A 3,654-nucleotide genomic window follows, 5' to 3' on the forward strand; every position below is an offset into this window, starting at 1 on the left:
GTGGCCGGCAACATGAACCTGATCCTGCCGGCGCCGGGCTTCCACCAGGGCCTGCGCGAGCTCTGCACCCGGTACGGCGCGCTCCTGATCTTCGACGAGGTGATGACCGGCTTCCGGGTGTCACTGGGCGGCGCGCAGCAGGTGCTCGGCGTGGTGCCCGACATGTCGGCCTTCGGCAAGGTGATCGGTGGCGGCATGCCGGTGGGCGCCATCGGCGGCTCGGCGAAGGTCATGGATCTCATGGCCCCGCTCGGCCCGGTGTATCAGGCCGGCACGCTGTCGGGCAATCCCATCGCCATGGCCGCGGGCCTGGCCACGCTCGACATCATCTCGGCGCCGGGCTGGTTCGACACGGTCTCGGCGCGCTGCGCCCGGCTGGTCGAGGGCATGAACCAGGCGGCCCGCGACACCGGTGTGGCCTTCTGCGCGCAGTCGATCGGCGCGATGGCCGGTTGCTACATGCTGGCCAGCCCGCCCACCAGCTTCGCGCAGGTCCAGGCCCAGGATGTCGAGCGCTTCAAGCGCTTCTATCACCTCATGCTCGACGAGGGCGTGTACCTGCCGCCCTCGCCGGTGGAGGCCTTCTTCTTCTCGGGCGCGCACTCCGACGCCGACATCGAGGCCACCCTGGCCGCCGCCCGCCGCAGCCTCGCCGCGGTGGCCTGAGCAGGCGCTCCGGCGCGCCCTCAGTCGAGCGCCGGTCGCGGCAACTCGCTGCCGCCCGCGCTCTCGCTGGCCTGACCCAGCCCGAGCACGGTGCGCTCGTCGAAGGGCTTGCCGATGATCTGCACGCCCACCGGCAGGCCGCGCACCAGCCCTGCCGGCTGCGACAGCGCACACAGCCCGAGGTAGTTGGCAGGCCGGGTCAGGATGCCGGGCGCCGGTGAGGCCTCGTCCACCTCGGCCACCGGAATCGCCGGGATCGGCACGCTCGGCAGCAGGAGGGCGTCGTAGGCCTCGAACCAGTCGGCGAACTCGCGCCGGCGCGCGGCCATGTCGCGCAGGGCCTGCGGATAGTCGCCCGGCCCGAAGGCCTCGGCCTGGCGGATGCGGCCGCGCACCGCGTCGCCCAGCGGCACAGCCGGGTCTTTCACATAGCTGCCGTGCAGGGCGTAGGCCTCCGAGGCGATGATCCGGCCGGCGGCCGGCGCAAGCTCGAAAAACCAGTCGGGCAGGCGGGCCGGCATCACCTGCACCCCCAGCGACTCGAAGCGGCGCGCCGCGGCCTGCCAGGCGGCGGTGACGCCCGCATCCATCAGGGAGGGCAACTGGCCGGCATCCGGCAGCGCCAGGCGCAGGCCGCGCACGCTGCGCGGATCGCGGGCGAATCGCTCCAGCGGTTGCGCGAGCGTGGTCGGGTCGCGAGGGTCGGGCCCGGCCAGCGCGTCGAGCAGCAGCGCGCAGTCGGCCACGGTGCGGGCCATCGGGCCGATGGTGTCCAGGGTCCAGCTGAGCAGCCCGGTGCCGTGCAGGCTGATGCGGCCGTGGGTGACCTTCAGGCCGGTCAGGCCGTTGAAGGCGCAGGGAATCCGCACCGACCCGCCGGTGTCGCTGCCGATGCCCGCCGGCGCAAATCCCGCGGCGACTGCCACGCCGGTGCCGCTGGAGGAGCCGCCCGGCACCCGGTGCACCCCACGGTCCCAGGGGTTGCGCGGGGTGCCCATCAGCGGGTTGGTGCCCCAGCCGCCGAAGGCGAACTCGGTCATGTGGACCTTGCCGAGCGGCACCATGCCGGCGGCGAGCAGGCGCTCCACGGTGGCTGCGGTGACGCCAGCCACCCGCTGCAGGTTGCGGCGCGAACCCAGCGTGCAGACCCTGCCCTCGATATCGAGCAGGTCCTTGAGCACCACCGGCAGGCCGTGCAGGGGCGGGCGGGGCAGGCCGGCGGCGCGGGCCTGGTCGGCGGCGCGCGCCAGTGCCCGGGCTGCCTCGGCGTCCACCGACACGAAGGCATGCAGCTCGGGGTCGAGTCGGGCGATGCGGGCCAGCAGATGCTCGGTGATCTCCTGCGCGCTGAGCTGGCCGGCGTCGAGCGCGGCCTTGAGCTGGGTGAGGCTCTGCCAGGCGATGTCCATCGGGTTCTCCGGTCGGTGGTGGGCTGTGCCTCTATCATGCCGTCTGGAGAGCGGCGCAGCCCGCGCCGGCCCCCATCCCGCAGGAGTCATTCATGAAACCCGGAACCGTCGTCGCGCAGAAGGCCCCCTACCCGGTCGAGGTCGAGGCCGGCAAGACCTACTGGTGGTGCGCCTGCGGCAAGAGCGCCCGCCAGCCCTTCTGCGACGGCTCGCACAAGGACACCGCCATCACGCCGGTGCCCTACAAGGCCGAGCAGGACGGCAAGGTCTGGTTCTGCGGCTGCAAGCAGAGCGGCCGGGGCGCGCTTTGCGACGGGGCGCACAAGGCGCTGTAACGCCTGCCAGCCGGGTCCAGGGCGCGGGGCCTCGGCCGGGGCCCGGCGCGTCTTGCCGTGGCTCAGTGCACCGAGTCGATCGCGGCCTGCGTCATGGGCGGCATCGGCGCATCCAGGGCGGCGCTCAGGGTGCGCAGCGCGCTCGCCGCCCGCCAGTCGACCTGCGGGCTGCCGGCATCCCAGGCGGCGGCCGCGCAGGCCTTGATCAGAGCCGGCTTGTCCAGCGGCATCAGCTGGCCGAGACGATCCAGCGCAGGCGCGAGGGCTGCCGGTTTGAGCGCTTCCCGTGGCTGGAGCGCGGGCGCCATCCCATCCAGAAAGACCGTGCCGGCTGCGAAGGCCTCGCTCGCCGGGCGCGAACTGCGCAGATGCGCGATCAGCGACAGGATCAGCTCGGCTTCGCCGGGCAACTCGCGCAGCGCGCGGTAGATCGGGCGCGTGCGTGCCCGCGCCGCGCTGCCGATCCGGCGCCGCAGCGTGGTCAGGAGCAGGAACTCGGGCAGGCTCACGCGCCCGTCGGCGGCGATCAGCGCGTTGGCCGTTCGCAGCAGCGTGTCGGACTCGGCCACCGACAACTGCTGGAGTGCAGGCATCGCGAGGTCGAGCAGGGGCAGCCGTCCGCCAGGTGGCAGGGTTCCCACGGCGGCGTGCAGCCCGCTCAGCGTATCGCCGGCGTTTGCGCCCAGGGCGTCGATCACGATCTGGCGTTGTGCCAGAGCCACCGTGGCGCCCTTGTCGAGCAGCATCGCCAGGGTCAGCAGACGCGCCTGCGAGGCATCCCTCAGCGCGGCGTCCAGCCCCAGGGTCTGGATGCGTTCCCGCCACGATTCGACATAGGTTTTCGCATCGGCTGGCGCGAGCGCGTGGCCGATCGATGACGGCACCGCCGAGACATTGCCTTGCAGGGGGGCGAGCGGGCTGATCGATGCGGGCTGCTCGCGCATGGCGGCTGGCTGATCGGCGCTCGGCGCGGGCTGCTCGGGCGCGTCCAGCAGGCTCACCGATCGCCCGTAGATCCGGCGCAGCCGGTCGGTCAGCGGCGGGTGGGTGGCCAAGGCGCCCGACATGAACTGCGCGCTCGCCGCGCCCAGAAAGAGCGGCGAGAGCGTGCGGGCATGACGATGGGCGATCGTGCTGCCCAGGCCCGGGCGTCGTCGCGCGGCCTTGCCGAAGCCTGCTGGCGCATCGGTGGAAAAGCCGCCAATCCTGCGCAGCGCGCCCCCGATGCCATCCGGGTTGCGGGT

Annotated in this window: 3 protein-coding genes and 1 pseudogene; 2 read left to right on the plus strand and 2 right to left on the minus strand. The window is 73.0% G+C overall.

All coding sequences use genetic code 11. The features are described from left to right. A partial coding sequence (locus AC2H6A_RS18605; protein WP_484275212.1) for an aminotransferase class III-fold pyridoxal phosphate-dependent enzyme occupies nucleotides 1–666 on the plus strand: 666 nt, incomplete at its 5' end. A gap of 20 nt (nucleotides 667–686) precedes the next feature. Here the strand turns inward: AC2H6A_RS18605 and AC2H6A_RS18610 are convergent. Then, nucleotides 687–2,075 carry an amidase gene (locus AC2H6A_RS18610; RefSeq protein ID WP_484275213.1) on the minus strand — a complete coding sequence of 463 codons (1,389 nt, stop codon included), beginning with the start codon at nucleotides 2,073–2,075 and terminating at the stop codon, nucleotides 687–689. Nucleotides 2,076–2,167: 92 nt separating this feature from the next. Here AC2H6A_RS18610 and AC2H6A_RS18615 point away from each other — a divergent pair, with 92 nt between their 5' ends. Next, on the plus strand, nucleotides 2,168–2,410 hold the full coding sequence (locus AC2H6A_RS18615; RefSeq protein WP_484275214.1) for a CDGSH iron-sulfur domain-containing protein: 243 nt from the start codon (nucleotides 2,168–2,170) through the stop codon (nucleotides 2,408–2,410). Between the two features lie 62 nt (nucleotides 2,411–2,472). On the opposite strand, the pseudogene AC2H6A_RS18620 reads toward AC2H6A_RS18615, so the two are convergent. Further along, a pseudogene (locus tag AC2H6A_RS18620) lies at nucleotides 2,473–3,654 on the minus strand (peptidase); the annotation flags it as partial.

This window comes from Quisquiliibacterium sp., assembly GCF_982640115.1.